We start from the raw sequence: 24,411 nt of genomic DNA, 5'->3' as shown, positions 1-24,411 counted from the left end.
TCGGTCCTTCTTTCGCTGGAAGAACCGAAAAGCTTTTTGGTAAGATAGTCCACCTGTTCCTGAAGGGCTTTTTCGTGGCTGGTTTTTTCGTCAATAACAAGACGGAGAGATCTGACCAGTTCCGTCTGCTCCGAGACCATTGTTTTCAGTTGTGTTATGGTGTCTTTCAGCTCTCGCAGCTGGATGTCTTTTGCACTGGAAGCCATCGTTCTCTCCTTGGATTTGATACCTCTATTATACCAGAAATACCGCCATTCCTAAAGGAAAACAAGTGCTGAAAAACGCTGAATTTATAAGGAAATCTGCCATTTTTCTGTGCAGGATTTTTACCGGGATCCAGATACTTTTTTACTCTGCTTTGAGTGCTTTTGGCTGGTCGATATCAATTCCGGACATCAGCCAGTCGAACTCCCGCCAGGAAAGATTCCGGACTTCCGACTGCTTCCTTGGCCATTGATAGCCGCCCCGGACAGACAACCGTTTATAGATCAGGACAAAACCATCCGGTTCACGGAACAGAGCTTTGATCCTGTCCCGTCTTCTTCCACAGAACAGGAAGAGCGCACTGGATGTCGGATCCATCTTAAGCTGGTCTTCGATAATGGCACAGAGACCATCGATTGATTTGCGCATATCTGTATAGCCGCAGACAATGTAGATTTTTTCGAGGCCGGAGATATCACCTAACATGAGGTCTCCCGGATCAGGCGAAGTGTCCTGGTGAGCAGGACAGGATCGGCATCATTGCTGATGCGGATTGTCACATCATTCATGGACACTTCAATCGTATGTGAATTGTCAAGGTTTGTTTGGGACATCTGCGATGCTATATGCTGTTCCGGAAGGTGATCCGAAACAATGTCAATGGGAACCACGTCCTGCTTTGAGCACGGGATCTCACAATGACCATAATTCGGTGCCGGGATCTGATCCGCTGCTGCTTTCCTGCAACGGCTGACCCAGTTATAAAAAGTGCTTACTGCGATGTCGTTTTCACGGCACCAGTCAGCATCTGTCATGCCGCTTTTGCGACATTCATTGATAAGCCTGATCTGTTCAGCCATTGGAACAGGGGCTTTGCGAGTAGCTGCCATAACCTATCCTCCGTAATTGTAGTGAAATAGTTTAAATATCTTTCGCCTACAATTATAGAGGAAATCAGAGTATTAGAAAATCCGCAGGAATATTTGGCGCTTACGTAAGTCATGTCCTTTTCTTCGTTTACACCCGTGACAGCTAAAAACGTAAGATACATTTTAAAAGGTTAACAATAAATATATTATGTAAATGTAATCGGGCGCAGATTTGTAGAATTATATGTGAAGCCTAGTCTTCCCGCAGCTTTACGGCAGTGGCCGCCTGACGCCGTCTGGAGTCATCTAAGGCGGCATAATGCTTCTTGGTAGTATTGACGTCCTTATGGCCTAAAACGTCCGCTACAAGGTAAATATCGCCTGTTTCCTGGTAGAGTGCGGTGCCGTAGGTACTGCGGAGCTTATGAGGGGTGATCTTTTTGGTTGTGGTAACCTGTCTGGCGTATTTCTTGACCAGGTTTTCCACAGCCTGTACACCGATCCGTTTCCGCTGGGTAGAGTAGAAGAGAGCGTGCTCGTGGCCTTCCACAGGTACAATATTCTTGCGGACCTCCAGATAGTTTTTCAAAGCCTTTTCCACCTCAGGACCAAAGTATACAACCATTTCATTTCCGCCTTTTCGGGTGACTTTGATCCCATTATTTTTGAAATCTACATCCTCAATGTCAAGTCCCACGCATTCCGAAACACGAACGCCCGTTCCTAGCAGGAGAGTGACGAGAGCGAGATCCCGGTCCTTGGTTTTTTCGTAATAGACCTTTTTCTGTCCGGTAAGATCATCACCGCCATGTTCAATATAATCCAGCAGCATGGCCACTTCATCAGCCTCCAGGCGGATAATGCTTTTTTGATGGATCTTAGGAACATCTACAAGAACCGTTGGATTGGTATGGATCATTTCCCGTTTAAAATAATAGGCGTAAAAGCTTCGCAAGGAAGACATTTTTCGTTTCAGCCCACGTTCGCCATTGGTTTCGGTTTTGTCCCCAGCCTGGTAAACCTTCAGATATTCTTCGTATTCCTCAAGATCAAGGGCCGTGATCTGATCCAGAATATCGACGGTAAAGGCATCCATAGACCAGTCCTTGAAGGCCGGATTTTGCTCCAGAAGAAACTGGAAGAAAATACGAATGTCATAGGCGTAGGAAATACGGGTTTTGGTCGTGGTACGTGGTTCGATGGCACGGAAGAAATCCCTGCAAAAAGGTGGTATGGTTTTTAGAACGTCGCGGAGACGTAAAGTATTTTCAACATCAGTTTGTTCGTGGTAGGTAACTTTTTTATCCATGAAGAATCTCCTTATTTTTGTGTTAAAACTTTAGACAACTGGATGAATTGGAAATCTGCGCAGCATCGTATTCTTATAAAATCTTAGGATGAAATCTGTGCGCAGAGTTACGAAAGTTAAAAACAATCATTCATGCATTTTAATAATGCAAATTTATTATAAGGTTATAAAAGGTGTTATACAGTAAAAATCCTGGAAAATCCATGAATTCCGGGGAAGTGGCTCCTTTTCATAGCCTATCTATATGAAAAACTCGGGTTTGTCGTATAGATCTAGATGCGGGATATAACGCCGGATCAGCCACTTCTTCCGGGCATTTCCGGCGTTTTTCTTAATTATAACATATTTGTATATAACAAAACAGATTAAACATAATGCAATGTATTACTGTTTATCTCTTTTTTGAAATTACTATATGTTCAGTCGGCCAGGTGTTGGCAATTCATGATTCAGGATCACATAATTGATTCATCCAGCATCACAGTAAACGGTCCGTCATTTTCCAGTGAAACCTTCATATCAGCGCCAAACACACCATGCTGGACAACTGGCACAACCTTTGCGGCTTCCTTCAGCATATACTCATAAAGCTCATTGGCCACATCTGGTGCGCCTGCCTCTGTAAAGCTTGGCCGGTTTCCCTTCTTGCAATTCGCGTACAAGGTAAACTGTGAAACCATCAAAAGCTCCCCATTTACATCTGCCAGGGAAAGGTTTGTTTTGCCGTTTTCATCCTCGAAAATCCGAAGCCCAAGCATTTTCTTTAGGTATTTGTCTGCAATTTCCCTGGTGTCGTTCTGTCCTACACCGACCAGTACAAGAAAACCTTTTCCAATGCTCCCGATCATTTCCCCATTTACCTTTACATTTGCGTGGTTGACACGCTGTATCAAAAGTCGCATGTTAATTTCCGTCCTTTTTACTATTCTGTTTCTCTTTTATCTTCTGTTGGTACTCTTCTACTAATTGTCTGACTTTTTCGAAAATTATGATAGAATATTTCTTAACAAAAGTCCAGATGGCAATCAGGATCCGCTGGATTGTTTTTAGCAAAGTAAGCGTAAATTTCAGCATTGCAGTACGCCTTGGTGTTTCTCTTTTTACTGGCTCTTCCGCCGGGAAAAGAATCGGTTCGTGTGTTTCTGGATCCAGGCAGTCAATATTGGTATACTTCTGTTCTTCATCTGGAACCTTTTTATAAATCAGGCTGATATGGACCAATTTGTCAAGTGCAGCATAAAGTACGGCGAAAACAGGTACTCCAATGATCATACCAGGGATTCCAAAGATACCGCCGCCAATAAGGATCGCCACAATAACCAGGAAACTGGAAAGTCCAGTAGATTCGCCAAGGATCTTTGGTCCAAGGATATTGCCGTCAAACTGCTGCAGAACCAGAATAAAGATGGCAAAATAAATGGCCTGCAGTGGATCAACCAGCAAGATCAGGAAAATACTTGGAATTGCTCCAAGGTAGGGACCAAAGAAAGGAATTACATTGGTCACACCGATGATCACACTGATCAAAAGTGTATATGGCATATTCAAAAAGCTCATGCCAATATAGCAGAGAACTCCGATAATTGCAGAATCCAGAATCTTTCCTGTGAAAAATCCAATAAAGGTTTTATTGGTAAAGCGCATGGAATGAATGATAAAATTGGCATGCTGGGTGTTAAAAACTGCGTAGGTGAGCATTTTCGCCTTAGCAGTAAAGCCTTCCTTATCTGCCATTAGATACAGGGAAACAATTGCTCCGATCAGGAAATTCTTCAGGAAATTGATCAGTTCGAACACACCTGCTGAAATATTCTTAAGCATCTCCTGCATCTGAGGAAGGATATTTGTAGTCAGGTATTCCTGTGCTGTTGTAATGGACTGGTTTAAAGTGTCCAGTGCATCGCTGTTCAGATTCCATTTCTCAATAAAGGACTGCAGCCACTTCTGGATAACCTTCACATAGGATGGAAAACTGTAGATCAAGCCCATAACGCTTCGGATCAATTCCGGCAGAACCATCATAATAAGTGCATAGATAAGAGCAAGGAAAAGGAACATACATAAAATGACACATGCCCAGCGGATTGCCTTGCGTCCCTTTTTGCCTACGGATACTTCTTTCTTGGCAAGAAGGGGATAAATAATCTTTTTTTCAAAAAAATTGAGTACCGGGGTAAGTAAAAATGCGATCACAACACCATAGACAATTGGTGTCAGAATTCCCAGAAAAGTCTGGATCCCAGTGATCAGTGTCTTCATATGGAAAACACCGTAATAAAAAAGCATACTGGCTGCAATTACCAGGAATGCAGTCACTCCCCAGCGAACATGTTGGTTGTCCCAGCGTAATTTCATATTGTACTATCGTCCTCCTGAAACATAAATGCATAATGCGTGCTGCTGTTTACAACCTGCACAGCAACGAATAAATATCTGTGCTGTTATCTGTCTAACAGCGATTTCCTTTTATTATAGCATAGTTTTTTCTTAATGTCTTATTAAAAAAGTATAAAGTGGTAAAAACAAGGAGCCCTCCTTCGAGAACTCCCTACTCTTACATATTCTGTGTAAATTATTTCTTAAGGTCATCAAAAATATGTATAGTATTGATGATTGCCTGTGCAGCACCTTCGATACCAAGCACACTGCTGTCAACGCTTAAGCTGTAGCCTGCTGCAGCGCCCCATTTCTTATTGGTGTAGTAGTTATAATAGCTTGCGCGGCTCTTATCTGTCTTGGTGATCATATCCTTGGCTTCCTTAGGAGTCTTATTGTATTTGCCCGCAATACGTTTGATTCTCCAGTCAAGGTCTGCGTGAATGAATACGCTGAAACAGTCCTTGTTATCTGCAAGGGCATAATCTGCGCAGCGGCCAACCATAACACATGGACCTTCTGCTGCTAATTTCTTGATCGCTTCAAACTGTGCCAGGAAAACCTTATGGTTCATAGGCATGTCTGTAAATCCCGCAGAAGAATATCCAAAAGAATAAGTATCCATTACAAGAGAATACAGGAAGCTGTTTGTTGGCTTCTCGTCGTGATTCTCAAATAATTCCTTGCAAATACCGCTGTCGTTTGCGGCATGCTCCAGAAGCTCTTTATCGTAGCATTTGATTCCGAAATATTTGGCTACTTCCTGACCAATCTGTCTGCCGGCACTTCCATATTCACGTCCGATGGTAATAATTGAACTTGTTGTATTGTTCATATCTGCCACTCCCTTCTGCAATTCCTTTACTGTGAATGGCATTTCACAGAAAATTTGTAAGATTATTATACACTACATCAGGGTAAAATGACAACTATTTTCTTAATTTTTCTAACAAATTGAGAAAATATTCTGGCAAAGGAGAGGAAAACTCCATATACTCTCCTGTCCTTGGGTGTACAAATCCAAGAACCATGGCATGAAGGGTCTGTCCCTTCAGGTGATAAGGGTTTTTGCCAGAGCCATATACTTCATCACCAAGAAGGGGATGCCCAAGACTTGTCATATGAACACGGATCTGATGGGTTCGGCCGGTTTCCAGGCGGCACTCAATGTAGGTGGCATTTCCGAAACGTTCCAGTACCTTATAATGAGTGACAGCATCCTTTCCATTTTTGTAATTGATGGCCATTTTTTTGCGGTCGATGGGGTGACGGCCAATGGGGCCTTCCACAGTTCCCTCGTCTTCCTTTAGATTTCCAGCTACAATGGCACGATAACGGCGTTTGATGGTGTGATCCTTCAGCTGCTGGGCAAGATCGCGGTGTGCAGTGTCGTTTTTGCATACCAGAAGGGCGCCTGTGGTATCCTTGTCAATGCGGTGGACGATTCCTGGCCGCATAACACCGTTAATGCCGGACAGGTTTCCCTGACAATGGTACATAATGGCATTTACCAGAGTTCCGCTGGTATGTCCGTTGGCGGGGTGAACAACCATGCCCTTCGGCTTATTTACTACCAGTACGTCCTCATCCTCATACAAAATGTCCAGAGGGATATTTTCAGGAAGAATATCCGGCTCGGTTAGATCAGGCAGGGTTGTCTGTACCAGATCCCCTGCCTGTATTTTATAATTTGCTTTTACTGCCTTCCCATTCACAGTAACGCCCTGATCCTTCAGAAGCTTCTGGAGGTAAGAACGGGAAAGCTCTTCGTATTTATCAGAAAGGCAGCGGTCTATACGCACCCCTGCCTCATCTGCTGTTGCTGTAAATTCCAATTGTTCCATAAATTGGTAAAACTCCTCTCTTTTAAGGAAGTCTGCTTCGATTATTTCGCAGATTTATGCCCTGGCTTTAAGAAGTCAAAATCATCCTCTTCCTTGTAACGGAAAAACATGAGAAACACCAGCGCTGCGATCCCACAGGTCACATAAATATCTGCTACATTAAAAGTAGGAAAATTAATCAAAGAAAAATAAATAAAATCTACCACATACCCACGGAAAACACGGTCAATAAAGTTTCCCATGGCTCCGGAAAACACCACGGCAGCGGTATAAAGCAAAGGTCTGTAATAAACCGTTGCAGGTGTTTTTATAAAAAGATAAATAATAGCTGCAAAAAACACCATACAGATCAGCACCAGAAAAAGAATCTTATTTTGAAGCAATCCAAATGCCATGCCTCTGTTTTCCAGGTAACGAAGTGTCAATATCTGGTCAATAAGGGAAATTCCTGTGTTTCCCTTTAAATATAAGATAGCCAGATATTTTGTCTCCTGATCCAGAAGCACCAGAAAAAGAATAAGCAGAAATCCCTTTATCCTGGGTGCCTTCAGAGGCGTATCAGTGTGGTTTGAAGATGTTGTAGTCTGCATGAGTCAATTACCTGCAGATGGCCCGGATTCCAACAAGAAGCTCCTGGTCGGTAACTGTCTTGTCAATAAAGCTCTTTCCAAGACCATCCATAAGAATAAATTTGATCTGTCCCTGTTCCATTTTTTTATCTTTTTTGGTGGCTGCAAGAATATCTTCGGGTGAAAGCCCCTCTACATACAAAGGCAGATGATAGACTTCAAGTCCATGGCAGATCTGCTCATACTCTGCATCTGTAAGAAGACCTCGTTCCCGGGAAATGGCAGCTGCAGCTACCAGTCCGATCCCTACGCACTGTCCGTGAAGAAGGTGAAAGTCCATCAGCTTCTCTACAGCATGTCCCACCGTATGGCCAAGGTTTAGAAGTGCCCGCTCGCCCTGCTCCTTAGGATCACGCTCTACAACCCCTGCTTTGATGGCACAGCATCTGCGGATCATAATGGCGAGCATTTTAGGATCCATTGTCCGTATAACTTCGTAATTGGAGCATACAAAGTCAAAAAATTCTTTATCGCAAATTAGTCCGGTCTTCAGGATCTCACCCATTCCACAGCCAAATTCGCGCTCAGGAAGGGACTGCAAGGTGGCCATACTCATATAAACCAGCCGTGGCTGATGGAAAGCGCCGACCATATTTTTGAACTGTCTGAAATCAACACCGGTCTTACCGCCTACGCTGCTGTCAACCTGTGCCAGAAGCGTGGTAGGGATCTGGATAAAATCAATTCCCCTAAGGTAGGCTGCTGCGCCAAATCCGGATAAATCCCCTGTTACGCCGCCGCCAAGGGCAACCACAAGGCTTTTGCGGTCAAGCCCATTCTTGATCAGGCACTGGAAAAGATCCTGAACAGTATCCAGGTTCTTATGGGCCTCTCCAGCTGGAAAAGTGAACTGGCATACCCGATCGGTTATTTTCAAAAGTTCTGCCTTTACCTGGTCTGCATAGAGAGGTGCAACTGTGGAATCGGAAACGATACACATGCTTTTCCCTGCAAGTCCCTCATCTGTTAAAGCCTGTGAAAGAAAAGAAAAGTCATTTTCAAAATAAATGGGATAACAGAAATCCCCGTCACGTTTTACAAGTATTTTTTCTTCTGCCATAGTTAAATCCTCTCCCGTTTTACTATTATTTATGCGTTGGCATGCAGTTCGGATATCTGCAGTTAAGCATCATCGAAGTTCATTTATACATATTTTCTGAGGCGGACGCCAAGCCGCCCCTTCTTAGTCTGTCTGGAAACTCCGTCAAAGATAAAGCGTCCCTTGCCGCGGACAGAGATAATATCCCCTTCCTTAGGCTCATATCCATTGGAGGTGATCAGCTTCCCATTTACGAATACAAGACCGTTTTCGATGAAAGATACCATACTGCTCCGGGAAGTCTGGAAAGCCAGTCCAATGAGAGCATCCAGTCTTACAGAAGCACAGGTGCCGTTTATCATCTCAAACTCAGGTCCAGGAATCTCCTCTGCCTGATCGACTCTGGAAACAAGCACTGTAGTATGCCTTACCCGGATTAGGTTCTCAATGAAAAAATCTGACATCTTGTGAAGACAGAAAAACCAGGCTTCTTTATCCTTGATCAGAATATCTCCCACAACGCTGCGGTCAACACCAAGGTTCAGAATTGCTCCAAGATAGTCCCGGTGTCCAAGGTCCTCGGAAAAACGAAGTGCTTTAGGCTCTATTTTCAGGCAGTCAATGGGATAATCCCAGGAAAATCCCAGGCTTCCCGGACAAAAGGCTGCCATCTGGCGTTCTGCGTGTTCATAGCCTCCAAAAAGCTTCACATCCACACCCATCTGGTGAAGCTTCAGGGAAGCCAGCATATTTTGTTCGTTTAAGTTAAGAAAATCCGTAAAGGTGACAATATCTCTCTGGTAAGAGAGATTTGCCAGCTCCCGGATTCTCTTAAGTAAAAATTCATCCTTATCCATAAAAATTAATATCCAGCTCTTACAGAAGGGGTAGCTCCGCCAAGAATATTCTGGAGATCTCCTGTGATATCAACAGAAGAAGGTCCAAGTACGAAGATATAGCTGGAGATCTTCTGAAGGGAACCATTCAGGGAATAACATGCACCGGATGCGAAATCAATGATACGCTGTGCAAGCTCTACGTCAATACCTTCCAGGTTCAGGATTACAGTTGCATTATCAAGCAGGGTGTCTGCGATCTCGCGGGTGTCTTCCATGGATGTTGGCTTGATCACACAAACCTCCATAGAAGAAGCCTGATTGGCACGACGGCTGCTTCTCATAGGGGTGATCTTGGAAGAAGCCACTGGGCGCTGTTTCTCTTTCTCAACAGGCTGTTTCGCTGGAGCCTTGGCAGCAGCTTTCGGTGCAGCAGCTGTATGTACTGGTTCTTCGTCGAAATCCTCTGGCTCAGAAGCTGATTCCTCTTTCTTACGGCCAAATTTCTCAAAGAATTTCTTCTTAGGCTTGTCATCCATCAGGTCGTCGTCAAAGAAATCGCCCTCTTCGTCATCGTCCATCAGATCTTCATCTAAGTAATTATCCTCATCGTAATCGTCGTCATTCAGCTTAATAGAATCTAATAATTTATCAAAAACGCTCATTTTCAATCTCCAATCTTCGTCTTCTTAACGTGTGGCATAATTGCGCTCACCGAAAATTCCGGTACCCACACGTACCATGGTTGAGCCTTCCTGGACAGCAACCTGATAATCTCCGGTCATACCCATACTCAGAACACTCATATTAACATTATTAATGTTTTTGGCGCTAATGTCAACACTTAATTTCTTTAATGTGCGAAAAACTTCACGATTTTCTTCTGGATTTTCAACAAATGGAGCAATTGTCATGAGCCCCATTACTTTGATATGGGAAAATGTGCTGATTTCCTGTAAAAGAGGAAGAACTTCATTTACCTTTAAGCCAAATTTACTCTCCTCTTCTGCAACATTTACTTCCAGAAGAACAGGCATGATAAGATCCTTTTTGGCAGCTTCCTGCTCAATGGTCTGGGCCAGACGCAGGGAATCTACTGAGTGGATCATGGCAACCTTGTCAATGATGTACTTTACTTTATTGCGCTGCAGATGACCGATCATGTGCCACTGGATATCAGAAGGCAACTGGTCGTATTTATCCATGATTTCCTGAACCTTATTCTCGCCAAAGATACGGGCACCGGCATCATATGCTTCCTGAAGCATAGATACTGGTTTGGTCTTGCTTACCGCAACTAATGTAACCTCACCTGGATTACGTGAAACAACTGCACAGGCTTTTTCAATATTTGCATTTACCTGCTGTAAATTTTCAGCTAACATTTATAAGCCTCCTTAAATTTGTATATCTGAACAGAGTAGCGCTTGCATTTACTGTAGTAGGGCTATTCGGTTATTTTACCTGGGAAGAATCCCTTGCAATACGGTCATATCTGGAAAGTCCGTAAGAAGTATTGCTGGAAATGATGGCATATTCTTCGTTCTGATCCAGTATTTCAACATGCCGGAATACCGCATACCCCTGGTTTACGCAGTAAACACCCTCAAGGGAATCTGTTTCACCAACGATAAAACGTTGATTGGAATTATCCTTTATAATGGCATCTCCCTCCAGGAAAATACTCTTATCTACATAATAATTGTAGGATTCGTCCTCTGGATCGTCGGGATTGGCCTTTACCTTGCCGTATATGGTGGCGTTGACAAAGGTTTTGACATTATTGCCGTCAGAATCCCTGGAAACCTTGTTGAAACCTATATTTTTGCTGTCTGGATCTTCGGTGGCATATTCAGCTGGAATTACGTAAAAATCCTGAAATACCACCGCAGAAAGCGGAATTTTAAGACCGGTTACCGTATTGGTTACCAGTTCAATATCAAGAAAACGATCGGAAGCATAGCGGATCAGACCACGGCTGAAATCTATTTTGCCATATTTTTGCCCATCAATTTTGATAATGGAAAAGTCACCGCTCTGCGTCATATCATCCTTGAGAAACTTTACACGAATAGTAGAACGGCCTTCCAGCTGGGCTGCCTGTTTGTTGCTGAGTGGAATGATCAGGCTCCATAATTCACTGGTGATATTGGTGTAAATATTATCCCCGGCCTGTACCTTCTCATCTGTTTTCAGGTCAGTTTCGTGGTACGCTGTCTGATCAAAATCCTCGGCTGTAAGATTGTCCACAGTTTTATTTTCATATCCGTCCATGGAATACAAAATAATACCATCTGTCTGTGCTTTACTGATATTCTGCCCGCTGATGGTCACAAACTGGGAATCTGCATTTCCGTCAGTAGAGATTCCTTCATATTGAAGAATGCTTCCTTCCAGCTGATTTTTAAAGCTGTAAGTATTATTAAATTTGCTGCTTGAAAAGCTTTTGGAAAAGCTGAGCATGGAACTGCGGATCCTGGAAAGCTCTTCGGGGGTTAAAGCAGTAACGGAATCGGTAACCTTACCGGAACTTAATCCATAAACAGCGCCCCCTGCATTGATCTTACTTCCCTCTCTGGCGTAATAATTCACATATCCGGAAGATTCCGCTTTATAAACACTTTCTTCCCGGAGGGAGATTCCTGTATAAGTTTCATTTCTTGATAACGGGCCGGTTGTTACCTGGTAAGATTCGATATGGGTAGAAGTAACAAGCAGAACCGCGGTAAAAATCATATATAATAACAATACACCAAAAGCAACGGTGGCGATATTCAGTCCGAATATTTTCTTCAGCTGTACAAAAAGTCCTGCCATTTTGCTAGGTCTGTTGGATTTCTTCTCGGACAAGCAGATTCCCCCTTTGTTTTTGAGTCAGGCTCTGAATTTGTTACTGGTCATGGAGTGAACAGTAACCTGAATTTTTCATACCAAACAATTGTACCATTTTTTGCCTGGGAACACAAGGAAAACAAAAAAGAAAACTCTGTGATAAGTCTGTGAACAAAGAAAGAAAAAACGAACATATTTTCAGAATATCTGTTTGCTTAATTCAGAAAAATATGGTATGATAGAAAAAAGTTGAATGAATTTCGGAGGAAAACTCTTATGACATATGGTAAAATCAGCAAAAAACAGCAGGAGATCCTGGAATATATAAAAAGTGAAATCTTAAACCGTGGCTTCCCGCCAGCAGTTCGTGAAATCTGTGAGGCCGTAAATCTGAAATCCACCTCATCTGTTCACGCCCACTTAGAAGCCCTTGAGAAGAACGGTTACATTCGCCGTGACGCCACCAAGCCCAGAGCCATTGAGATCATCGACGACAATTTTAACCTTGTCCGCCGTGAAGTAGTCAATGTACCCCTGGTAGGCACTGTAGCTGCAGGACAGCCTATCCTTGCTGTAGAGAATGTAGAAGGCTACTTCCCTATCCCATCCGAATTTATGCCCAATGAGCAGAGCTTCATGCTGAAGGTAAAAGGCGACAGCATGATCAACGCCGGAATCTTCGACGGTGACCAGGTTCTGGTAAAGCAGCAGCCTACCGCAGAGAACGGCGATATCGTAGTTGCCCTGGTAGAAGACTCCGCCACAGTAAAGACCTTCTACAAAGAGAAAGGCTACTACCGTCTCCAGCCTGAGAACGACACCATGGATCCCATTATTATTACCGGCGAAATCCAGATTCTGGGCAAGGTATTCGGCGTAATGCGTTTCTACCAGTAAATAAAATACGAATGCGCAGCGAAGCCCCACCACCCACCTGGCAGGCTTGGGTGAAAAGGGGCCTTTTTGTGAGTATAGCGAAAGCCGTGTGAGCACTGTTTGAGCCCTTTAGGGCGAGTTTGCTCACACGGCTTTCAATTAGCGACGGAGCAAAAAGCCCCTTTTCGCCCTGTTTGCCAGGTGGGTGGTGGGGCTTCGCGTCCCTCTGCGATATCCCCTGCTTTATTTCTCTAAAAATTCATCCATTTCCAACACCTTTCCATCTCTCCAGATTCTCTCCAGATCATAGAAAAGTCTGTTCTCCTCATCAAATACATGTACGATCACATCGCCATAATCCATAAGGATCCAACTGGAATTGCGGTTTCCCTCAATCTGCTTAGCCTCAAAACCAGCACGTCCAAGCTGCTCTTCCACATTATCTACGATCGCCTGAACCTGATTGGAGTTTGTGCCGCTTGCAATTACAAAATAATCTGCAATTACAGAAACATTGTGAATATCAATTACTTTGATATCCTGTCCTTTTTTATCGTCAATTGCCTTGCAGGCAATCTGTGCCATCATTTTCTCTGTACTTACTGTACTCATTCTGATCTGCTCCTTTCCTAATAATGCCTGTACTGCTTCAAAAGATTTTATTAAACAAAAACAAAAATCATTTGCCAGTACATGGCGGAGTATTATTTATCAGATACGTTATTACGCTTATTATGCAATTCTTTATAATAAATATAAGCCTCCTTAGAAGTTGGCTCAATATCATCAGCAGAGTCTTCTTCCAGATACTCCAGAGTATCCTTCAGGATATCATACATACACTCATCCAGATCCTCAAAAGCCAGCTTGCGGATCTCTGGCAAACGGCTTGCCTTATAACGCATAGGCTCAATATAATCCGCAATATAAATGATCTTTTCCAGAAGGCTCATCTCCCGTCTGCCAGTGGTGTGGTAATTAATGGCGGAAAGAATCTCCTGGTCCTCAATCCCGTATTTTTCATGGGCGATATAAGCTCCAAGGCGGGAATGAAGAAGAAATGGATGCTCTTTTTCGAAATCAGAAACCGGAATATTGTGTTCACTGCACATTTTCAGTTTCTTTTTATTAGGGATACACTTGGCACAGTCGTGAAGAAGACCAGCCACCTGTGCATCCTTGATGTCATATCCGTGAACCATAGCCAGACATGCGCTGGTGTACATAACGCCCATGGTATGCTGGAAACGGTCCTCGTCAAGATATTTGGCAAGCTTTTTCTCTATTTTTGCAAAATCGTAATCTGCCATGGTCAGACGTCCTTCTTTCTGTAAATTCCATTCTCTTTCATGTAAGAGATAACTGGATCCGGAATGTAATATTTCAGACTTTTTCCTTCAGAAACCCAGCTGCGGATCTGGTGGCTGGACACATCGATGTTCATGGTGTCCAGAAGGGTAAAATGTCCCTCATATTTCGCAGAAAGACGCTTGATTTCCTGGTTTAATTCATCAGAGGACGCATGATCACGGACCGCCACAACAAGGGTGCAGGCCCTGCAGATACGCGTCGGTTCCTTCCATTCGTCAAAGGTGAAGAGGGAATCCGCTCCAATGATAAAAAAATAGTCTGTATCCGGATTTTGTTCTTTTAACTCTTCCAGAGTGCGGTAGGTATAGGTATACCCGGTCTCATGCATTTCTGCAAGAGACAACTCAAAATGGGGATTATCTTCGATGGCAAGCCGGACCATATCCACACGCTGGCCATCAGAGGCTCTGCCAGCCCGGTTCCGCTTATGAGGCGGATTGCCGGAAGGCATAAACAGAACCTTGTCCAGGTGAAGCTGCTCGAAGCTCTGTTCACCAAGGATCAGATGTCCCATATGGATGGGATCAAAGGTACCACCCATGATCCCGATTCTTTTACGATTATTTTGGCAGTTCAATTTTTTTCTTCTCTTTTTTACCTTCGCGGTATAATACGATCTTCTTACCGATTACCTGTACAACCTGGGAATGGGTACGCTCTGCAAGTACCTGTGCCATTTCCTTAGGATCCTCCAGACAGTTCTGAAGCACGCTGATCTTGATCAGCTCTCTTGCTGCAAGTGCCTCTTCAACAGCCTTGGTGTTCTCCGGTGTAAGGCCGCCTTTGCCAAGCTGGATGATGGCATCCATTTTCATTGCCAGGCTTTTTAAATATGCTCTTTGCTTACTTGTCATAATTTATCTCCTGAATCTTACAAAACGATTATTTATAATAATCAAACTCAAATCCATACATACGGACGGTATCGCCCTCCTGGATTCCTGCCGCTTCCAGTTCTTCCAGAATGCCGCCTTCTTTTAAGAAACGCTGGAAGAAGGCAAAGCCCTTCTCAGAATCCAGATTGGTATAACCAAGCATTTTCTCAATACGTGGTCCCTCCACGATAAATACGGATGGATCTTCCTCGTCAACCTGTACAGTAAATGGAAGGCTCTCATTGATCAGCATGTCTTCCGGGAAGAACTCCTGCTCAAATACAATGGCCTTCTTCGGACAGCTGTCCAGAAGCTCCTTAATATGGAAAAGAAGCTCACGTACACCCTGTCCGGTAACTGCGGAAATCGGGTACACCTTGATGCCTTTTGGCTCAAATTCCTTACGAAGCTTATCCACCGGATTCTCCTGTCCGTCGTCAAAAATACAGTCCACTTTATTGGCTGCGATTACCTGAGGACGTTTCGCAATCTCCGGATTGTATTTCTCTAATTCCTTAGTGATCTTATAAATATCATCGATAGGATCACGTCCCTCTGTGGAAGCCGCATCCACAATGTGCACCAGAACTCTGGTACGCTCAATGTGGCGAAGGAACTCATGACCAAGGCCAACTCCCTCAGAAGCGCCCTCGATCAGTCCAGGGATATCTGCGATGATAAAACCGCCGTTCTCCGTATCTACAACGCCAAGGTTCGGGCTTAAGGTTGTGAAATGATAGTTGGCGATCTTCGGCTTCGCATTTGTAACACGGGAAAGGAATGTGGACTTACCAACATTAGGGAAACCTACCAGTCCCACGTCTGCGATCACCTTCAGCTCCAGAAGCACTTCAAGCTCCTGGAATGGTTGTCCCGGCTGGGCATACTTGGGAACCTGCATGGTAGGGGTTGCATAATGCTGGTTCCCCTTACCCCCGCGGCCTCCCCGCAGAACCACCTGACGACGATTGTCGCCGGACATGTCTGCGATTACCTTGCGGGATTCTGCTTCCATGATAACAGTACCTTCCGGTACCTTTAATATGATATCGGCTCCATCGGCCCCGTGGCAGCGCTTTTTGCCGCCCTCCTGACCGTCCTCAGCCTTATATTTTCTCTTATGACGGTAGTCTCCGAGGGTATTCTGTCCCTCGTCCACCTCAAAAATAACGTCTCCGCCCTTGCCGCCGTCGCCGCCATCCGGACCGCCGTCAGGTACATATTTTTCCCTGCGGAAGCTTACATGGCCGTCGCCGCCCTTGCCGGAACGGATATATATGGTAGCTCTGTCTGCGAACATTAAATCTCCTTTATAAGAAAAGGCTCCAAACCTTTATAGATTTGAAGCCCCTTGCTCAACTAATTACTCTGCCTCTACTGGTACGATAGAAACCTGTTTCTTATCGCGGCCTTTTCTGGTGAATCTTACAACACCATCGGTCAGTGCAAATAATGTATAGTCTTTTCCGCATCCTACGTTCTCGCCTGCGTGAATCTTAGTTCCGCGCTGTCTGTAAAGGATGTTGCCGGCTTTAACAAACTGTCCGTCTGCTCTCTTCGCACCTAATCTCTTGGACTCGGAGTCACGACCGTTCTTTGTAGAACCAACTCCTTTTTTATGTGCGAATAACTGAAGGTTCATCTTCATCATTGTTGTTACACCTCCTTGACTCTTACTGTCAAATATCGATTGTTATAACTATGCTCAATTTCTGTTAATCCGAGAATCAGGGAATCCATAAGAAGCTTCCCGCGCTCAGTATTAGGATTTGTTTTAAAATGGATGGATACATATCCGTCATCCTCTCCCACTTCAATCTCTTCCTCTGTAAACTCGTCAAGGGAATTTACTGTGGTGATGATCAAAGCAGATACGGCGGCACATACAATATCCTGTCCCTCTTCGGCATAGCCTGCATGTCCTCTGGACAAAAAATCCAGATAAGAGCCATTTCTCTTCTTAACTGTAATATTGATCATAACAGCACCAGATTAAGCGTTGATCTTTTCGATTTTAACTTTGGTGTACTGCTGTCTGTGACCGTTTTTCTTGTGATATCCAGTTTTTCTCTTGTACTTGTAAACGATGACTTTTTTAGCCTTTCCGTTCTCAACTACAGAAGCGGTAACACTGGCATCCTTAACGTCTTCTCCAACTTTTAATCCCTCATTGCTAACTGCAATTACGTTATCAAAAGTAACGGTTTCACCAGCTTCAACTCCGAGCTTCTCAACTCTGATTACGTCGCCTTCAGCAACTTTGTACTGTTTACCACCTGTTGCAATAATTGCGTACATTTGTGGCACCTCCTATAGACTTTACTCGCCAAATATGGTGGCCTCTCGGCTCTTAAACCTCTTTGTGCGGCATACTTGATTATAATAACAGGGAGATCTTGTTTCGTCAAGAGGTTTTGAAAAATATTTTGTAAAAAAATGAAAATTTATTTCCTCATAATCCTGTTATTGTTCAGAAGAGAAAATCCCTGATTGGATCTGCCTTATCTCCTCGATCACAGGCCTTCTGACCTTCTTGCGTGTCATCTCCAGAATGTGCAGCGGCGTAATATCTACAGCCTTGCATTTCACCGGATCCTTCCGCAGGTATTTCTGTAATACATGGAAAAGCTCGTCATTATGATCCGGGTTTGCCATGTTGATAAAATCAATGAGAATGATTCCAGACAGATTCCGAAGGCGCAGCTGTCTGGCGATTTCCCTGGCTGCTTCCAGATTGATCTTGCGGTAAGTTTCTTCGGCTTTCTTTTTACCTGTAAATTTGCCGCTGTTTACGTCAATGGAGACAAAGGCTTCTGTCTGCTGGATCACAATAAAGCCGCCGCTGTTCAGCCAGATTTTTTCCCGCTGTACTTCTTCCAGCGCAGTCTCTAACCGGGAAAGCTTATATAATGGAAGAAGCTTGTCCTGGTAAAAACGTGCCTTGCTCTCTTCTTCCGGGCTTGTCTCTTTCAGATAAGAAGTAATTTGTTGGAAAATCTCCGGATCATCGGTGACAATATCGGTAAGACTTTCACTGTAAATATCCCGCTGGGTAGTAAGATAAACCGGCTCTGTTTCATAGAGAAGACTAAAACAGGTGCGGCTCCTGCCATTGACGGCTGCCTTTTCGTACAGGGATTTCAGATAGGAAAGCTCCTGAAGGATTTCGGCTTTTTCTGCCTGGGCAGCATTGGTGCGGACGATAAGGCCGTACTCTTTATCTGGATGGGCAGCCTCCTCTTCTAACCAGGAAGAAAGAGTGTGCCGCTCGGTGCCAGAGAGCTTTCCGGAAAGTCCGAACTTCTTTTCCCCTGTGGTGAGTACCAGATATTTGCCTGTGAAATTTAAGTTGGCAGTCAGCGCGGGAAGCTTGCCCTTCATGGCATCACGGCTTACTTGTACCAGGATCTGGTCACCAGGGCGAATAGGACTTCCGGGTGTTTTGCCAGAAGCGTAGATCACATGCTCTGCTTCCTGAAGGGGAAAATAGCCGCGGACACCAGGGGCAATAAGAACAAATGCTGCCTGGATGTTGGCGGCAATATTTTCTACCTGTCCCACATAGATATTTCCAAGAATGGACTGGCGGGCAGCAGCTTCTAAGCGAAGCTCCATGATCTGACCCTCTTCTTCAATGGCGCAGACATGGCATTTGTTGCCCCCAAGCTCCATGGTGGTTATGATTAATTTACTCAATTTTATTCACCTGATTAAGTTGATAAAAATATGATCGCGCTAATTTTATCAGTTATTTACTTTGCGTGTTGAAAGTTATTATTTAACTTCCGCACCAAGAGACTCCAAAGATACGAATTTATGCTTTTTCTCATCCCCAAGATCCGCATACACTTCCAAGCGGTGGATCATACATGCAAACTCCGGAAGCTCCTGTCCAAGCCAGCCTGCAAATGCAGCGATTACCGCATCCGGCTTGGTATAGTTGGCACTTGCAGAAGCAAGACTTAAGAAAATGCGGTCATTCTCCTGTAATTCCATTTTGTAAATGAAAGGACGGATATCTACCTGTTTTTCCCCTTTTTTGGTCTCTTTGGTAACCAGAATTTCAGGCTGCTTAAGAAACTGGGGGATTTTGTTCTGCCATCCCTCTTCCGGTGCTTTTCCCGGACGGAATTCTACCAGATAATCAGCGGCGGCCACCAGGGACATGGCCTTGCTTGCTTTTCCATCCTCTACCTGGCGGGCGCTTAAAACACGTACTCCCTCCACCATCTGCGCATTCAGACGCTGGCAGATCTCATCAGTAGGAAGTGTGACAGTAAGCTCCATATCAAAATATTCCCCTGTACTGGTCACGCCAACCCCCAGTGGTGCAGCAAAAGACATGATCATATGGGGACTGTACCCGCTGGAAAAAGCGATGGGAAGCTCAGCGCGGCGGATGGCTTTCTGGAAGTAGCGCATGGTATCCAGATGTCCCACAAACTTCATAGGACCTTCTTTTGTAAATTTAATTCTTATCTTCATAACATACGCCTCCTTCATAACGTCTTGCTCCGCAGCCTGCACATTTCTGGCGGCAGTTCGGTGTAACTACCTCACCCTTTGCCTGTTTCCACTCACGGATCAGGAACTCCTTGGTAACGCCGGCATCAATGAAATCCCATGGAAGAATTTCATCTGTGCTTCTCTCACGAAGTGTGTAGAATTCAATGTCAATACCAGTTTCTGCAAAAGCTTCTTTCCAAATGTCGTAGCGGAAGCTTTCGGACCAGGCATCATAGAGAGCACCCTTCTCATAGGCTTTCAGGATGACTTCAGAAGCCCGGCGGTCACCTCTTGCAAGGAAGCCCTCCAGAGTGGTGACATCCGGCTCATGCCAGTTGTATTTGATGCTCTTCTGGTTCAGCTGGGCGCGGATTTCTTCTTTTACCACCTTCGCCTTGTCAATGAAATCCTGTTCTGTGTACATTGGGGCCCACTGGAATGGGGTAAATGGCTTCGGTACAAAGAAAGAAGTACTGACTACGATCTGTACTTTTCCATGGCGTTTTTCCTTTGGAACAGTATCGTAGTATTCTTCTGCAATGCGCTCAGCCAGGTGCGCGATTCCCTTCATATCTTCTTCTGTCTCAGTTGGAAGTCCCAGCATAAAGTAAAGTTTTACACGGTTCCAGCCGCCAACAAAGGCTTCATGGGCACCGTGGAGGATCACTTCCTCGGTAAGTCCTTTGTTAATTACGTCACGAAGTCTCTGGGAACCAGCTTCCGGGGCAAAGGTAAGGCTGCTCTTCTTAATATCCTGTACTTTGCTCATAACATCCAGGGCAAAAGCGTCAATACGAAGTGACGGCAGGGAAATATTTACACCTGCGGACTTAAATTCGTCGATCAGGAAGTTTACCAGCTCTTCTAAGTGTGTGTAATCGCTGGAGCTTAAGGAACTGAGGGAAATTTCCTCGTGTCCGGAGTTCTTCAGCATGGCTCTTGCAGATTCCTTCAGCTCTTCCACGTCACGTTCGCGGAGCGGTCTGTAGATCATACCAGCCTGACAGAAACGGCAGCCTCGGATACATCCTCGCTGGATTTCCAGAGTGACACGGTCCTGGGTGGCCTTGATAAAAGGAACCACTGGTTTCTCAATTGGACAGTATCCCTTGTCCATATCTACGATCAGCTGCTTCTGGATCTTCTGGGGAACTCCTGGGCGGTTTGGGGCAAAGGAAGCAATGGTGCCGTCTTCCTTATAGGCAACATCATAAAAGGCCGGAACATAAATTCCCGGAATCTGGGCTGCTTTCATAAGGAAGTCTTCCCTGCTGCCTCCTGCTGCCTTATTGGCCTTATATGCGTCAAAAAGAGCATCATAGACGGTCTCACCCTCTCCAATATAAAACAGGTCGAAGAACGGGGCCAGTGGCTCTGGATTATATGCACATGCACCGCCGCCAATGACGATAGGACATGATTCGTCTCGTTCCTTTGCCATAAGCGGAATCTGGGAAAGATCCAGTGTCTGCAACACATTGGTATAGCACATCTCGTATCCAAGTGTAATGCAAATGAAATCAAACTCCTTCACCGGATCCTGGGATTCCAGGGCGAACAACGGAATTTTCTGTTCGCGCATGATCTTGTCTAAATCAAGCCATGGGGAATAGACACGCTCGCACCAGACGTCTGGGCGTTTGTTAAACATATTATACAGTAACATCATTCCGAGATTGGACATGCCGATTTCATAGACATCCGGGAAGCAAAATGCGACCCGGGTGGTCACCTCTTTTTTATCCTTCATTATGGAGTTGACTTCACCGCCAATGTAGCGGGCTGCTTTGTCAACACTAAGTAATATTTCGTCACTAAGTGCTAATTTTCTCATAGTTTTCCTTTCGTATTTTGTATATATCTTACAATAAAGACGGCAGAGTTTGCAAAACATAGATTGCTGTCATAGAATATCTGCCTGATTTAGAGCTTATTGATAATCTGTAAAAATAAGCCCTATTTTTTAGCTCATTATGGGGCTAAAAAGTGGGTTTGGTCACTTTTTTAGTGAGAAACAGCTTCCTTATTTAGAAAATTGCAAAACTATTTCCCATATAATGATAGTAATGACCGTTAACAGTACTTTTTATTATATAACAGGAAGTAAGGGAAGCGCAAGCTTTGTTTGTGAAATCGGCTTGAATATAGAATCATGCTGGAAATATTATAGAAAAAGAGGCTTTTTTTAGCTTGCGATAGGATCAGAAGCCAGCCTTGGTCATTTAATATGGAAGAAATTCAAATGTTTTTAGCTTGGGCATACAATTATAAACCAGTTTGGTCACAAAAATAGGGAAAGCCCTATTGAAAAACAGAGATTTTTTTGCCTGACATGGAAAGAAAAACCGTTTTGGTCACTCGATTTGTGTGTTGTATCTGCCTGCATCGGGGACGGATGACCTTTGCTGGTAATAAAATACGGCATAGTCGGGTAAGCTGACTATGCCAATATTTTCAAAAGTATGTTGTTCCTGTAAGATCCATAAGATCGTGCTTATCAATGGGAATCTCGCAGGCACTTGAGTTCATGGAAGTCTCATACCCTAAAGAATCTTCTAATTCGTCTATCTCGTTGTCTGTTAAACGTATCTTTAGAAAGCTTCTCCATGGAAATGCAGGAAAAGAGCATTTGGACAGGATACGTTCATAAGGTTTCTTGATAAAATTCTCCTGCTGTTGTTTCCCGTTCTGGCTCCAGATCAGATACCGGAATGGATTAAATTTCGCATCCTGTTCTTGTAGTGCTTTTAGACGCTTTTCCTGATTTTTGATCTCGTTCATTATAATATCTGGCAGGTATACCGTTTTGGTATTTTCCCTGGACAATACGATATTGGAACGGGGACCGTTGTAGTCTTTGTGAGTCCTAGGCAGATCAAGGCAATGATTATCAAGGTCGATATCATCAAAATGAATCCGGACGATCTCTGCGATCTGCAGGCCGGCAATGGCGGACAGAAGCATAGGAAGATAAAGCGTTGGGGCATTCATTTGGAAATCTTCAGTAGCTGCAAAAGCTGCTGGAAAGAATAAGCTTCGGAAGTATCGTAAGAAACACTATCGTCCCAAATTCTCAGCCCACTGGATCTTATGGCATTGGCAGCAGCCGTACCATTGTCCTGTCCTGCACAGTATAATTCCATGGCATTCCGAAAGAAACTGGATACTGCATCATACAACATAGAATATTTTTCCACCGGAAAGTTTTGGGTATCAGGGATCTCGGTCTCTTTCAGGATCTTTATCAGTTCCTCTGTGGTTACATCATTTATGCGTTTATCGCCCAGAACGGGAATAATGTATTTTTTGATAAGGCTATGATAACTTTTGTTATAATCAAGGGCATGACGCCAGAAGGACTGGAATTCTTTTACGGTACATTTGAAGACGGGAATCCGCTTCTCTTCCGCCTGCTGTTTATAAAACGGGTACATAGCCAGTGCTTCTTCTTTTGTTTGGTGATATTTTGTCTGCACGGTCAGAACCTTTCCGGATTCAAAAGTACATTTTATGCGGTAACAATACCGTCCACGGCTTTTGATGTAAGTTGGATTTGACGGGAGGTTTGCAGACTGCATTTCGCCGTAGAAAAAAGCATTCTTGTATTTCACATTTGTTTTTGTAGCCTGAGCCATTTGCTAATTCTCCTTTCCGTGAGTTCCATCGACTAAAAAAGGACCGATCTGGACACCGCCGGTTAAATAACGTATTTTTTCGAGGGAACAGTTTTTTTGAATCAGGAACCATACGAACATATTACTAAGGTCACTCATTGTGATGGACGGGAGCCCATTCTTTCTGGTAATGGATTTTAGCTTTGCATTAAGAGCTTCTTTGGTCTTTATGGTTCCATGGCTGCTGATTGAGAAAGAAGTTTCTTTCTTTTTATTCGGATTCGAGGAAAAAAACACATTATTTTCTTGCTAGCGGCGGATGAGTTCTTCACCAATAAAATCAGGGACTTGAAAATCCCGGATCCTTTCCGTATCCAGCTGCTTATAAATGTACCTGGAAGCATCCGGGGATAGCTGCTTGTTTTTGATATACTGGTGATGGATTTCCAGCACACGGGTACAGGGAGTGAAGTCTTTATAGGTAAGGCCAAGTATCTCTCCTGTAATCAGGCCGCAGAACAATGCAAGAAGGAATTCCAGACGGTGAGGGCAGGAACTGCTGTATACCGCATTCAGAAAAATTTTAAGCCGTTCGCTGGTATAGAGTAATACGGTTGTTTGGGGCTTTTTATAAGCGGCAGGTGAAGGTGCGGGATTGCAGCTGACTTCTCCGTGTTTCCATATATCATCTGAAAAAAGCTGCAGCAGTTTGGCTACGGCATATTCGGTACCTTCGCAATAAGCTTTGCAGGCATTGATCAGATCTTTTAGATATTTGGCATCGACATTGTGAAGAAGCGGATCTGTTGTAATGTTGGGATCGATTAGGTTGCGGATGACCCAGCGATTCCTTATAATTTCATTTTTGCTGCAATTATATGCAAGGTATATTTTATAAAAATAATAGCTCAGGTATTCGTTGAAAGTAAAAGGGCAATGGTTGGCACTTTTCAATTCCACAAGTTCCTTTGTAGAAATACGTGCTGCTTCTTCGCAAAGTGTTTCAGCTGTACTGCGCTGCAAAATGCCGTTATGGGTAACGGAACGGATTGTCTGCGATTTAGGGTCTACTGTTCTGGTGCGATAGCTCCATAAATGTTCATGTGATAAAAATACGTCTTCTGTTCGGTTCATAAAATCCTCCTGAAAAATTATATAAGACAAAATGCTCAAAGGTGATCTGCTGCAGGCTGCCCAGGCAGGAAAACATGTTATCTTCATCATAAATATG

The 24,411-nt window shown here is 44.0% G+C and carries 28 protein-coding genes and 1 pseudogene; 1 reads left to right on the top strand and 28 read right to left on the bottom strand.

Features of this window, described 5'->3' with window-relative positions; translation table 11 throughout:
• From ACTQ50_RS15070 to ACTQ50_RS15005, 14 genes and pseudogenes are all read right to left on the bottom strand, one after another.
• Positions 1-206 (bottom strand): annotated as a pseudogene (locus ACTQ50_RS15070) (IS66 family transposase); the annotation flags it as partial.
• A gap of 142 nt (positions 207-348) precedes the next feature.
• Positions 349-690 carry an IS66 family insertion sequence element accessory protein TnpB gene (gene tnpB, locus ACTQ50_RS15065; protein ID WP_072446690.1) on the bottom strand — a complete coding sequence of 114 codons (342 nt, stop codon included), beginning with the start codon at positions 688-690 and terminating at the stop codon, positions 349-351.
• Positions 684-1,094, bottom strand: a complete 411-nt coding sequence (tnpA, locus tag ACTQ50_RS15060; RefSeq protein ID WP_441484871.1) for an IS66 family insertion sequence element accessory protein TnpA — start codon at positions 1,092-1,094, stop codon at positions 684-686. The genes tnpB and tnpA overlap by 7 nt, the downstream gene beginning before the upstream one ends.
• A gap of 232 nt (positions 1,095-1,326) precedes the next feature.
• Entirely contained in the window at positions 1,327-2,382 is a 1,056-nt protein-coding gene (locus ACTQ50_RS15055) for a tyrosine-type recombinase/integrase (protein ID WP_441484870.1), read from the bottom strand.
• A 455-nt stretch (positions 2,383-2,837) separates the two neighbouring features.
• Positions 2,838-3,284, bottom strand: coding sequence for a D-aminoacyl-tRNA deacylase (gene dtd, locus ACTQ50_RS15050; protein ID WP_441484869.1), 447 nt, complete (start codon positions 3,282-3,284; stop codon positions 2,838-2,840).
• A gap of 1 nt (position 3,285) precedes the next feature.
• Positions 3,286-4,737 (bottom strand): AI-2E family transporter, encoded by a 1,452-nt coding sequence (locus tag ACTQ50_RS15045; protein ID WP_441484868.1) that lies wholly within the window; start codon positions 4,735-4,737, stop codon positions 3,286-3,288.
• A gap of 217 nt (positions 4,738-4,954) precedes the next feature.
• The gene (locus tag ACTQ50_RS15040) at positions 4,955-5,593 is read right to left on the bottom strand and encodes an AAA family ATPase (protein WP_441484867.1); all 639 of its coding nucleotides are present in this window, start codon (positions 5,591-5,593) and stop codon (positions 4,955-4,957) included.
• 94 nt (positions 5,594-5,687) lie between these two features.
• Positions 5,688-6,602 (bottom strand): RluA family pseudouridine synthase, encoded by a 915-nt coding sequence (locus ACTQ50_RS15035; RefSeq protein WP_441484866.1) that lies wholly within the window; start codon positions 6,600-6,602, stop codon positions 5,688-5,690.
• 41 nt (positions 6,603-6,643) lie between these two features.
• Positions 6,644-7,192, bottom strand: coding sequence for a signal peptidase II (lspA, locus tag ACTQ50_RS15030; protein ID WP_441484865.1), 549 nt, complete (start codon positions 7,190-7,192; stop codon positions 6,644-6,646).
• A 7-nt stretch (positions 7,193-7,199) separates the two neighbouring features.
• Positions 7,200-8,291: a 3-dehydroquinate synthase gene (aroB, locus tag ACTQ50_RS15025; protein ID WP_441484864.1), complete on the bottom strand. Its 1,092-nt coding sequence runs from the start codon at positions 8,289-8,291 to the stop codon at positions 7,200-7,202.
• A gap of 83 nt (positions 8,292-8,374) precedes the next feature.
• The gene (locus ACTQ50_RS15020) at positions 8,375-9,127 is read right to left on the bottom strand and encodes an RNA-binding protein (protein ID WP_441484863.1); all 753 of its coding nucleotides are present in this window, start codon (positions 9,125-9,127) and stop codon (positions 8,375-8,377) included.
• Positions 9,128-9,132: 5 nt separating this feature from the next.
• Positions 9,133-9,771, bottom strand: a complete 639-nt coding sequence (locus ACTQ50_RS15015; protein ID WP_441484862.1) for a cell division protein SepF — start codon at positions 9,769-9,771, stop codon at positions 9,133-9,135.
• Between the two features lie 24 nt (positions 9,772-9,795).
• Positions 9,796-10,491, bottom strand: a complete 696-nt coding sequence (locus tag ACTQ50_RS15010; protein ID WP_441484861.1) for a YggS family pyridoxal phosphate-dependent enzyme — start codon at positions 10,489-10,491, stop codon at positions 9,796-9,798.
• 70 nt (positions 10,492-10,561) lie between these two features.
• On the bottom strand, positions 10,562-11,956 hold the full coding sequence (locus tag ACTQ50_RS15005; RefSeq protein WP_441484860.1) for an HlyD family efflux transporter periplasmic adaptor subunit: 1,395 nt from the start codon (positions 11,954-11,956) through the stop codon (positions 10,562-10,564).
• Between the two features lie 258 nt (positions 11,957-12,214).
• Between ACTQ50_RS15005 and lexA the strand changes: the two genes are divergently transcribed.
• Positions 12,215-12,835 carry a transcriptional repressor LexA gene (gene lexA / locus ACTQ50_RS15000; protein ID WP_441484859.1) on the top strand — a complete coding sequence of 207 codons (621 nt, stop codon included), beginning with the start codon at positions 12,215-12,217 and terminating at the stop codon, positions 12,833-12,835.
• A 222-nt stretch (positions 12,836-13,057) separates the two neighbouring features.
• Here lexA and rsfS read toward each other — a convergent pair whose 3' ends face one another.
• The 14 genes from rsfS to ACTQ50_RS14930 form a co-directional block, all read right to left on the bottom strand.
• A complete protein-coding gene (gene rsfS / locus ACTQ50_RS14995; RefSeq protein WP_173718931.1) occupies positions 13,058-13,426 on the bottom strand; it encodes a ribosome silencing factor in 369 nt (122 codons plus the stop codon).
• A 92-nt stretch (positions 13,427-13,518) separates the two neighbouring features.
• Positions 13,519-14,124: a bis(5'-nucleosyl)-tetraphosphatase (symmetrical) YqeK gene (yqeK, locus tag ACTQ50_RS14990; protein WP_441484858.1), complete on the bottom strand. Its 606-nt coding sequence runs from the start codon at positions 14,122-14,124 to the stop codon at positions 13,519-13,521.
• Between the two features lie 2 nt (positions 14,125-14,126).
• Positions 14,127-14,726: a nicotinate-nucleotide adenylyltransferase gene (gene nadD / locus ACTQ50_RS14985; protein ID WP_441484872.1), complete on the bottom strand. Its 600-nt coding sequence runs from the start codon at positions 14,724-14,726 to the stop codon at positions 14,127-14,129.
• Positions 14,727-14,745: 19 nt separating this feature from the next.
• Positions 14,746-15,039 (bottom strand): ribosome assembly RNA-binding protein YhbY, encoded by a 294-nt coding sequence (gene yhbY, locus ACTQ50_RS14980; protein WP_441484857.1) that lies wholly within the window; start codon positions 15,037-15,039, stop codon positions 14,746-14,748.
• A 28-nt stretch (positions 15,040-15,067) separates the two neighbouring features.
• Positions 15,068-16,360 (bottom strand): GTPase ObgE, encoded by a 1,293-nt coding sequence (gene obgE, locus ACTQ50_RS14975; protein WP_441484856.1) that lies wholly within the window; start codon positions 16,358-16,360, stop codon positions 15,068-15,070.
• A 63-nt stretch (positions 16,361-16,423) separates the two neighbouring features.
• Positions 16,424-16,711, bottom strand: a complete 288-nt coding sequence (gene rpmA / locus ACTQ50_RS14970; protein ID WP_015542711.1) for a 50S ribosomal protein L27 — start codon at positions 16,709-16,711, stop codon at positions 16,424-16,426.
• A gap of 5 nt (positions 16,712-16,716) precedes the next feature.
• Positions 16,717-17,040 carry a ribosomal-processing cysteine protease Prp gene (locus tag ACTQ50_RS14965; protein ID WP_177972815.1) on the bottom strand — a complete coding sequence of 108 codons (324 nt, stop codon included), beginning with the start codon at positions 17,038-17,040 and terminating at the stop codon, positions 16,717-16,719.
• Between the two features lie 12 nt (positions 17,041-17,052).
• Entirely contained in the window at positions 17,053-17,358 is a 306-nt protein-coding gene (gene rplU / locus ACTQ50_RS14960; protein ID WP_117853582.1) for a 50S ribosomal protein L21, read from the bottom strand.
• 165 nt (positions 17,359-17,523) lie between these two features.
• Positions 17,524-18,756, bottom strand: coding sequence for a ribonuclease E/G (locus ACTQ50_RS14955; protein WP_441484855.1), 1,233 nt, complete (start codon positions 18,754-18,756; stop codon positions 17,524-17,526).
• Between the two features lie 78 nt (positions 18,757-18,834).
• A complete protein-coding gene (locus ACTQ50_RS14950; protein ID WP_441484854.1) occupies positions 18,835-19,545 on the bottom strand; it encodes a TIGR03936 family radical SAM-associated protein in 711 nt (236 codons plus the stop codon).
• Entirely contained in the window at positions 19,529-21,400 is a 1,872-nt protein-coding gene (locus ACTQ50_RS14945) for a TIGR03960 family B12-binding radical SAM protein (RefSeq protein ID WP_441484853.1), read from the bottom strand. The genes ACTQ50_RS14950 and ACTQ50_RS14945 overlap by 17 nt, the downstream gene beginning before the upstream one ends.
• A 620-nt stretch (positions 21,401-22,020) precedes the next feature.
• Positions 22,021-22,557: a hypothetical protein gene (locus ACTQ50_RS14940; RefSeq protein WP_441484852.1), complete on the bottom strand. Its 537-nt coding sequence runs from the start codon at positions 22,555-22,557 to the stop codon at positions 22,021-22,023.
• Positions 22,554-23,201: a hypothetical protein gene (locus ACTQ50_RS14935; RefSeq protein ID WP_441484851.1), complete on the bottom strand. Its 648-nt coding sequence runs from the start codon at positions 23,199-23,201 to the stop codon at positions 22,554-22,556. The genes ACTQ50_RS14940 and ACTQ50_RS14935 overlap by 4 nt, the downstream gene beginning before the upstream one ends.
• Before the next feature lie 288 nt (positions 23,202-23,489).
• The gene (locus ACTQ50_RS14930) at positions 23,490-24,314 is read right to left on the bottom strand and encodes a hypothetical protein (protein ID WP_441484850.1); all 825 of its coding nucleotides are present in this window, start codon (positions 24,312-24,314) and stop codon (positions 23,490-23,492) included.
• Between the last annotated feature and the right edge of the window lie 97 nt (positions 24,315-24,411).

The sequence above is a fragment of the Blautia sp. Sow4_E7 genome, from assembly GCF_052116245.1.
Taxonomy (GTDB): Bacteria; Bacillota; Clostridia; order Lachnospirales; family Lachnospiraceae; genus Blautia_A.
This window is presented reverse-complemented; position numbering and strand designations above follow the sequence as displayed.

Excerpts from the sequence above, each read along its gene's own strand:
- tnpB (WP_072446690.1), bottom strand. The coding sequence starts at position 690 with ATGTTAGGTGATATCTCCGGCCTCGAAAAAATCTACATTGTCTGCGGC.
- tnpA (WP_441484871.1), bottom strand. The coding sequence starts at position 1,094 with ATGGCAGCTACTCGCAAAGCCCCTGTTCCAATGGCTGAACAGATCAGG.
- ACTQ50_RS15055 (WP_441484870.1), bottom strand. The coding sequence starts at position 2,382 with ATGGATAAAAAAGTTACCTACCACGAACAAACTGATGTTGAAAATACT.
- dtd (WP_441484869.1), bottom strand. The coding sequence starts at position 3,284 with ATGCGACTTTTGATACAGCGTGTCAACCACGCAAATGTAAAGGTAAAT.
- ACTQ50_RS15045 (WP_441484868.1), bottom strand. The coding sequence starts at position 4,737 with ATGAAATTACGCTGGGACAACCAACATGTTCGCTGGGGAGTGACTGCA.
- ACTQ50_RS15040 (WP_441484867.1), bottom strand. The coding sequence starts at position 5,593 with ATGAACAATACAACAAGTTCAATTATTACCATCGGACGTGAATATGGA.
- ACTQ50_RS15035 (WP_441484866.1), bottom strand. The coding sequence starts at position 6,602 with ATGGAACAATTGGAATTTACAGCAACAGCAGATGAGGCAGGGGTGCGT.
- lspA (WP_441484865.1), bottom strand. The coding sequence starts at position 7,192 with ATGCAGACTACAACATCTTCAAACCACACTGATACGCCTCTGAAGGCA.
- aroB (WP_441484864.1), bottom strand. The coding sequence starts at position 8,291 with ATGGCAGAAGAAAAAATACTTGTAAAACGTGACGGGGATTTCTGTTAT.
- ACTQ50_RS15020 (WP_441484863.1), bottom strand. The coding sequence starts at position 9,127 with ATGGATAAGGATGAATTTTTACTTAAGAGAATCCGGGAGCTGGCAAAT.
- ACTQ50_RS15015 (WP_441484862.1), bottom strand. The coding sequence starts at position 9,771 with ATGAGCGTTTTTGATAAATTATTAGATTCTATTAAGCTGAATGACGAC.
- ACTQ50_RS15010 (WP_441484861.1), bottom strand. The coding sequence starts at position 10,491 with ATGTTAGCTGAAAATTTACAGCAGGTAAATGCAAATATTGAAAAAGCC.
- lexA (WP_441484859.1), top strand. The coding sequence starts at position 12,215 with ATGACATATGGTAAAATCAGCAAAAAACAGCAGGAGATCCTGGAATAT.
- rsfS (WP_173718931.1), bottom strand. The coding sequence starts at position 13,426 with ATGAGTACAGTAAGTACAGAGAAAATGATGGCACAGATTGCCTGCAAG.
- yqeK (WP_441484858.1), bottom strand. The coding sequence starts at position 14,124 with ATGGCAGATTACGATTTTGCAAAAATAGAGAAAAAGCTTGCCAAATAT.
- nadD (WP_441484872.1), bottom strand. The coding sequence starts at position 14,726 with ATGGGTGGTACCTTTGATCCCATCCATATGGGACATCTGATCCTTGGT.
- yhbY (WP_441484857.1), bottom strand. The coding sequence starts at position 15,039 with ATGACAAGTAAGCAAAGAGCATATTTAAAAAGCCTGGCAATGAAAATG.
- obgE (WP_441484856.1), bottom strand. The coding sequence starts at position 16,360 with ATGTTCGCAGACAGAGCTACCATATATATCCGTTCCGGCAAGGGCGGC.
- rpmA (WP_015542711.1), bottom strand. The coding sequence starts at position 16,711 with ATGATGAAGATGAACCTTCAGTTATTCGCACATAAAAAAGGAGTTGGT.
- ACTQ50_RS14965 (WP_177972815.1), bottom strand. The coding sequence starts at position 17,040 with ATGATCAATATTACAGTTAAGAAGAGAAATGGCTCTTATCTGGATTTT.
- rplU (WP_117853582.1), bottom strand. The coding sequence starts at position 17,358 with ATGTACGCAATTATTGCAACAGGTGGTAAACAGTACAAAGTTGCTGAA.
- ACTQ50_RS14950 (WP_441484854.1), bottom strand. The coding sequence starts at position 19,545 with ATGAAGATAAGAATTAAATTTACAAAAGAAGGTCCTATGAAGTTTGTG.
- ACTQ50_RS14945 (WP_441484853.1), bottom strand. The coding sequence starts at position 21,400 with ATGAGAAAATTAGCACTTAGTGACGAAATATTACTTAGTGTTGACAAA.
- ACTQ50_RS14940 (WP_441484852.1), bottom strand. The coding sequence starts at position 22,557 with ATGAATGCCCCAACGCTTTATCTTCCTATGCTTCTGTCCGCCATTGCC.
- ACTQ50_RS14935 (WP_441484851.1), bottom strand. The coding sequence starts at position 23,201 with ATGGCTCAGGCTACAAAAACAAATGTGAAATACAAGAATGCTTTTTTC.
- ACTQ50_RS14930 (WP_441484850.1), bottom strand. The coding sequence starts at position 24,314 with ATGAACCGAACAGAAGACGTATTTTTATCACATGAACATTTATGGAGC.